Raw genomic sequence first — 6,750 nt, 5'->3', positions numbered from 1 at the left:
ATGATCAGATCCGACCGCCATTCGGTGCGCTGCGCCCCGGCCTCGGCCTCGCGGTCGTAATAATCATCGGAATGGATGAACAGAACCGTGTCGGCATCTTGTTCGATATTGCCTGATTCGCGCAGCGCGTTCAGCGTCGGCCGCTTGTCTTTTGCCGCCTCATTGACGCGGGAAAGTTGCGAGAGGCATAGAACCGGCACGTCAATCTCTTTAGCCAGCGCCTTGAGTTGCCGCGTCATCATGCCGATCTCGATGTTGCGGTTCTCGGCGCGCAGATGGCGGTTGTAGATCAGCCCGAGGTAATCGACGCAGATCAGGCCAAGCGGCGTATATTCGCGCTCGCGCTTGACCGCAGCGACGATCTCGGCCAGGTCATTGGCCGAGTCGTTGACGTGCAGCTTGCATGCGGACAATTTCGCTGCCGCTTGCGCTAGCCGCGCCCGCTCGCCGTCGTCTATCCGGCCAGTGCGCACCCGGTGGCTATCGATCATCGCTTCACTGCATACCAGCCGCAGCCCCAACTGCCGCGCGGCCATTTCTAGCGAAAACACATAGGCGTGTGTGCCGTTCAGCGTCGCATGGCGGACCACATCCATCATCAGCGACGTTTTGCCCATCGACGGGCGAGCGGCGAGGATGATGAGCTCTCCCTTTTGCAGCCCGCCGGTCCAGTAGTCCAATAACCGGAAGCCGGTCGCCACGCCCGAGATCTCTCCGCGCCCGCGCGAGGCGTCAATATCGGCCACGGTGGCGGTCATTACCTCTTTGGCGGTGACGGCGGTCTGCTCGCGGTCGCGCGCGGTAATTTTCAACAGCTCGGACTGCAACCCGCCGATGAGTTCGGTGGCGTTCTTCCCCGGCGTTGCCAGTTCCCGCGCCGCATTGGTGGCCGCCATGTACCCCTTGCGCAACAGCGCCGCGTCCCGCACACCCCAGACCGCGCCTTCGGCTTGCGTAGTGCTCACCACCTGGCCGGCGCAGCGCAAGAGGTACGCTTCCCCGCCGACCTTCTCGAGGTTGCCGTCGGTGCGCAGCCGGTCGATGACGGTGAACAGCCCCACCGGGGCATCAACGGCGGCCACGTCGCGCGCAGCGGCGAAGATGATCCGGTTGGCGGCGCCATAAAAATCATCCGGCACCAGCTCGGCAAGGATGTGCTCGGGCTGGTAGCCCTCGAGCAAGCAGCCGATGGCGATCATTTCGGCGTAGTCATTGTGCGGTAGTGGTTGCGTCTGCATCTGGTCTCCAGTCATCCGGCACCGGCGTATATTTGCGCGGACGCGGGCGGGTATTGTTCTTGGCGGTCAGGAACTCGGTAATGTGTTCGGCGTAGTCGAAGCGGTGCAGCAGCCAGTCATACCGCTTCATGCAATCCGGCGCGGGCGAGCGGGCCAAATTGTTGGCCGCCTCCAGGATCCGGTCAAAGCCGCCTATAGATACGTTCTTGACGGCTTTTTTTAGGACATCAATGCGATTATGCGACGGACTGAGGTCAGCTTCGCCGAATAGCGCGGCGATTTGCGCGAACATGAGAATGTAGGCTTGATCGTGAAGTGCGAGCGGCTTCTCCGGCTTTGAGGCGGGCGGCGCGTCCTGCTGCTGTTCATTGCAGCCATTACCATTGCCATTACCATTATCATTAACATTAACATTAGGGCCGGTGTCTTGCCGGAGAGTCGCCGGAGAGTCGCCGGAGAGTTGCACGGGTGGTTTCGGATTAACTCTGGTGGATTTGTGGCTGATACGCTGGTGGTCTTTGAAATGTACGATCTCGTACCAGTCTTTTTCGTTGGCGGTATACTTGCGGATCTGCCCCTGGGTCTCAATTTCTGTCAGCCAGCCCTGCACGTTTTCTAGCGTCACGCTCTCGTCATTTTCAAAGGCGTCGCCAAGTAGGCGGCGCGGGCTGGCGCTGATCGTGCCGTAGTCATCGGCAAAGTTCCACATGGCGATATATAGCAGCCGTGCGCCAAACGATAGCCGCCCTACCTTCGCGTCTGCCCAAAACTCTGGCTTGATAATCCTGTTGCGTGCCATAATGTGTACCCTTCATCCGCCCGGCCATTGCTGCCTGTCTATGCTGCGCCGGAATGGTAAGTAGAAGTTGGTGTGTGGTGGTGTGTTACTCTGGATATTCTTTTGGCTGTACCGTCAGGTTTGGCTTGAAGTACAGCTTAATTCCATTCTGTCTTGCTTGCATAAGTAAAGATTCAACCCATTCCCATTCTGGCTGTGCTTCTGGTAGTTTTGATGATCTGCTACGGCCACCAATAATCAGCCAGTCGATATAACATCCAAACTCTGGAAGACTGATAGATTCTGATAATGGCTCGCAAGATAAAAATGTTACCTCAGGTTTTGTCCCCATCTTTGACATTTCATCGAATACTTCAAGTGCATCGTCAGCCCGATTCTGCGTGTCGGCGGTAGCGCCAATCCAACAGTTATCTGGAAATTTAAATTGAAGATAACGTTTCGGATTTTTGGTCAGCAAAATAAAATTCCACTGCGGTGCTTTACGAATGCTATCGAGGACCTTATTTATCCATTCCTCTGAAACCCAGTCACCAAATAAATCAGCCATCGAGCATACAAATACATTCTTGATTCCCGCCTCATAACGGCGTGATTCCGGGATATTGGTATTGTGCGGCGCGTTGAGGCGGTTCTCGTGAAATGTTGGGTCAAAATGTCCGGTGTAACGCATGGCGATGTCGCGGGCATAGCAGTACGGGCAGCCGAATTTACAGCCGGTGACTGGATTCCAGGACCACTTCGCCCATTCAATGTTATCATTGGTGGCGTTGAATGTGCTCTTATTGGTAGACTCTGATGCGGCGCGCTCTTCCCGATCGATATGCTCCTTAGCGAGACTATAGCCGGAATTGACGCTTTTGTTGAGAGCTGTACGGATCTCTTCGGCTTGTTCCACTTCGCCGCCTGCAAGAAGATCGTCAATGACAGTAACGGCTTTTGCTGCGCGAATTGCAGTGGTTCCACCTATACCAAGCATTCTACCAACAACATCTCGAGATTTACCTGATGATCCTCGAGGTGGTAAATTCCCCACCTCGACAGGTATATTATTATTATTAAGATTAGCTAAACTACGCTGTCTTGCTCTTTTACTCACTATGTCCATAAGTTTTTGTATTTCGCGGCCAATCTGTTCTCCATTTTTCTGTCGCTGTTTATTAGCAACAATAACCGCTTCCTCAATGTCGATCGCGTCATAAATATCAGAGATAAAAACCGGTACAGCGTCCACGCCGAGCCGTTTTGCGGCGTAGTAACGGCGATGTCCGGAGATGATCACGTTCGGACCGATCTCTGCTTTCTCTGAGGTCACCAGGATCGGCGAGAGGATGCCGTTGGCCTCGATGCTTTCAACCAAATCCGCATCAGCAGAATCGCCATATATTTTGGCATTAAGCGGGTGTGGCTTTAGTAAATTCAGTGCCATTTTGATCATGGTTATTTCTCCTTACCGTGAATGCGACAATGGCACTGATGGCAGACTGCCACCAAATTTTCGAGCGCATCCACTTCGCCGGCATACCAATGCGAGTAGGCAATATGATGCGGTTCTGTCGCTTGGTTGTTTTTGCAAATATCACACATACCTTTTGACCGCGCGAAAACAGCTTTGCGCACTTGGGAAAATTCATCGCTTTTCAGATAGTCGTTATAGGTCGCCCATCCTTGCTCGAAGAGGCCATAATTTGTCAACGATGCCAGCTCTTTATTGGTATTATTCAGCTTGGCAAAGATTGCCTTTCCAGCTTGACTATTATGGCGGTACATGTTGATCTGTGAAAATTCGGGATGATTCGGCCAGTTGGTGAGCATGATGTGCGTCCATTGCCAGCGGCTGTTCTGTGGATCTTTGACTATCCAGTATTTCTTATTGATCTGGCGCAGTCGATCCTCAAGCCTGCGATCGTCTTTGCATTTGCAGCAGTTAATCGATCGCTTTATGGCTGATGCTGGACAGTTAATTAAAACATCAGTTGCCGAAAAGCACTCACGATTTACAAAGTCGGCAATGGCTTTGTCGTTAAAAATGCCATTCGGGTCTGTGTAGATCATGCCATAACGCCACTGGCGGTCTTTAGTATTGGGGATTAAAAGTGGCAGGATCTCTTGATTATCGCCATGATAGATTTTAACGTGCGGATTGTCGCCAAAGAGGGATAACAGGCGGTTGTAACTGTCATCTTTGATTTCAATGAACACCGCCTGGTAATTAATGCGGGCGCGCTCGGCCTCCTGGACGAATACGAGCGGACTTCCAATTTCGCCATTGTTGTAGATCCCAGGACCGGCATTGATGTCGTAGTAATAATAGCACGGCAGACTATAACTTCGTTTTTTAAGGATACTCTTAACGATGTTGATGTGCGTCCGCAGAATTGTCCGCAGATGCTCTTGTTTCGTCTCTGTGTACGCTGATTGACCAACTCCATTTTCAACAGGCATCACAGCACCTCACCACAATAAAAAAGGCCAGCAGTATTTAGGTGCCCAAACCCATTCGCATGGATTCCCGAGCCCTCGCGGGACATCGGACCTAAAACTACTGGCCTCGAGATAAGGCGCAGATATGACAATGCGAATAGGTTTGGACGATTAAGTATAAGCATTTTATGTGCCATTGTCAAGTCCTATTGTAATTACTTTGCCGCCGCCGGACGAATCGAACGCCCGCGATCGCTAGCGCGGTGGGTGGGATTACCCAAACAAACTCGGCTGCAGTTCATTGATGAGCGTCTTAGCGAATCCGTACTCTTTAATTTCGCTGCGTACAAGCCTATTTTTGTCAATCCACTTGACAGCTTTGCGGTAAAAATCCTTCTTTATTTCAAACCCATATGCTTTGCGGCCAAGATTCTCAGCGGCGATTAGCGTTGAACCACTTCCAGCAACCGGGTCAATCACCACGTCGCCGGGATCCGTAAATATGCTTATGAGCCGCTCCATGAGCCGAACCGGCTTCTGCGTCGGGTGAATTTTCTCATATAGCGGCCCTTCGGCGTCTCTCTCGTAGTCCATGACGTTAAATATCATCTTGCCGTCATTGCGGAACTTTGGCAGCTTGTCGCGGTAGAGCACGAGGCCATATTCAGCGTTGCCAACGATGCGCATATTGGCCTTGAGTACCTGGGCGCTGAAATTCTTGCGAAATACAAGGTTGATGTAGCCATTAATGCCATACTTTTTAGCCAACTCGATAATCTGAAATTGCTGCTCGAACTCGCAGAATATCACCATGCATGGTGCCTCGCCTCGTTCCTTTGGCTCTTTGCGCATCATGCGATTGCAGAATTCCATAAACTCAGCCGGGCGGAAATCGTTGTCGGTGTCAAAGAAGTTTTTCCCAGCGAGATGGCTTTCGCCGTTTTTGTTGTCGCCGTCGATGTACCACGCCGGATTAGAGCCGTATGCGTTCTTGCCGATGTTGAACGGGATGTCCGCAATTACCAACTGCGCCTTTGGGATATTGTATTGCTTGAAGTTCTGGAAGTGGTCGTTTATCAGCATGTCAACGCCTTTATCGTTATTCATCATTTTGCCGCCGCCGGACGAATTGAACGCCCGCGAGCGCCAGCGCGGCGGGTGATACTACCGCCATCCCCAATAATGCCCCTCACGCACCTTGGCCGAGAACGCATCATTTATGCCGCCTATAACCTTGTGTAGTGGATCGTATCCACATACGGGACATCCAAGCCGCCCGGAATTATGATCAGGGTTATTGCAAGTCTCTTTGCCGTCTCCTCCACAATCTGGGCATTCAACGTGATCGTCAGGTTTTGCATTCATATAAGCGCTCCGTTTTTATTATCTACCAGGGCGGCCAGCATCGATCGAGGAGACAGGCCGGCCGCCCTGGCTTCTGGAGTGGGACGACGGTTATTTGTTGATATGATCAACCTCGTACTGCAGGGCATCGATCATTCTGCTTTGCATATTAAGCGGCACGGACTCAAGATCATTATACCCGACGGTTGCCAGCACCCGGGCGAAATAATCGGATCCGCGGGCTTTGATGATCGTGGTCATAAGCGGCCTGGCCATCGACAGGAATTCATCCTTGGCATCCTGGGGCCGTTCCTTCTTTTCCTGCTGGGGCTGAGGCTTCGGATCTTCCTTATCCTGGCCGGTCACATCCTCGGCCTCAGTCTCCTCGGCGTTCTCGATCTTGTCCAGGTCCAGGTCTTTGGTCTCCTGGCTGAACATGTCGGAATTGATCACCGCGCCATCGGTGACAGCGGCCTTGAGCATTTCGACAGAGGCGGGGACGTAGGGGATCAAGGACCGGATGGCCGACTTTTTCCACATGGCTTCGGGGTCGGTATCCCATGGAGAAGACTTGCCATTCTGCACGGCTTGGCTTCTGCGCTTGCGGGCCAGAACGTCGGCCTCAGTCAGAACGGAGAAATTATAACCACCGTCCTTGTACTTGACCACCGCGTAGACGGCGATCAGTTTGCCGCGCTTGGTGAGGTTCGGTTTGTGGACCAGGTTATTCTCCAGGCCGTATTCGACCGTGAACTCGTCGCCTTCACGGACCACCTCAGCGTAGATCGTGGAGATCTCGCCGGAGCGGCGGAACAGCTGCACCCATCCCCTGTAGCCCACCATGAAGGTGCATTCCTTGGCGTTGATCTTGGAGTTGTTGCGCGGGACAAAGTAGGCCTGCCCGAACTGCGGGGTGATGTCCAGCCCAAGCATGGCGGCATTCATCAC

Annotated in this window: 6 protein-coding genes; all 6 read right to left on the bottom strand. The window is 52.8% G+C overall.

The annotated features are described in order from the left end of the window. Positions 1 to 1,238 (bottom strand): replicative DNA helicase (locus PLH32_17665; GenBank protein HQJ66437.1); only part of this gene is annotated, 1,238 nt, incomplete at its 3' end. Continuing rightward, on the bottom strand, positions 1,210 to 2,037 hold the full coding sequence (locus PLH32_17660) for a hypothetical protein (GenBank protein ID HQJ66436.1): 828 nt from the start codon (positions 2,035 to 2,037) through the stop codon (positions 1,210 to 1,212). The genes PLH32_17660 and PLH32_17665, both read right to left, overlap by 29 nt. Before the next feature lie 85 nt (positions 2,038 to 2,122). Next, entirely contained in the window at positions 2,123 to 3,472 is a 1,350-nt protein-coding gene (locus tag PLH32_17655) for a DUF5131 family protein (protein HQJ66435.1), read from the bottom strand. Between the two features lie 2 nt (positions 3,473 to 3,474). Then, positions 3,475 to 4,479: a three-Cys-motif partner protein TcmP gene (tcmP, locus tag PLH32_17650; GenBank protein ID HQJ66434.1), complete on the bottom strand. Its 1,005-nt coding sequence runs from the start codon at positions 4,477 to 4,479 to the stop codon at positions 3,475 to 3,477. A 252-nt stretch (positions 4,480 to 4,731) separates the two neighbouring features. Further along, positions 4,732 to 5,565: a site-specific DNA-methyltransferase gene (locus PLH32_17645; GenBank protein HQJ66433.1), complete on the bottom strand. Its 834-nt coding sequence runs from the start codon at positions 5,563 to 5,565 to the stop codon at positions 4,732 to 4,734. A gap of 348 nt (positions 5,566 to 5,913) precedes the next feature. Beyond that, positions 5,914 to 6,750: recombinase RecT (locus tag PLH32_17640; GenBank protein HQJ66432.1), on the bottom strand; the 837-nt coding region annotated here is incomplete at its 5' end.

The sequence above is a fragment of the bacterium genome (genome assembly GCA_035419245.1).
GTDB lineage: Bacteria > Zhuqueibacterota > Zhuqueibacteria > Residuimicrobiales > Residuimicrobiaceae > JAKPUX01.
The sequence above is the reverse complement of the archived record's forward strand: the minus strand, read 5'-3'. Positions and strand labels throughout refer to the sequence as shown.

Excerpts from the sequence above, each read along its gene's own strand:
- tcmP (HQJ66434.1), bottom strand. The coding sequence starts at position 4,479 with ATGCCTGTTGAAAATGGAGTTGGTCAATCAGCGTACACAGAGACGAAA.
- PLH32_17660 (HQJ66436.1), bottom strand. The coding sequence starts at position 2,037 with ATGGCACGCAACAGGATTATCAAGCCAGAGTTTTGGGCAGACGCGAAG.
- PLH32_17645 (HQJ66433.1), bottom strand. The coding sequence starts at position 5,565 with ATGAATAACGATAAAGGCGTTGACATGCTGATAAACGACCACTTCCAG.
- PLH32_17655 (HQJ66435.1), bottom strand. The coding sequence starts at position 3,472 with ATGATCAAAATGGCACTGAATTTACTAAAGCCACACCCGCTTAATGCC.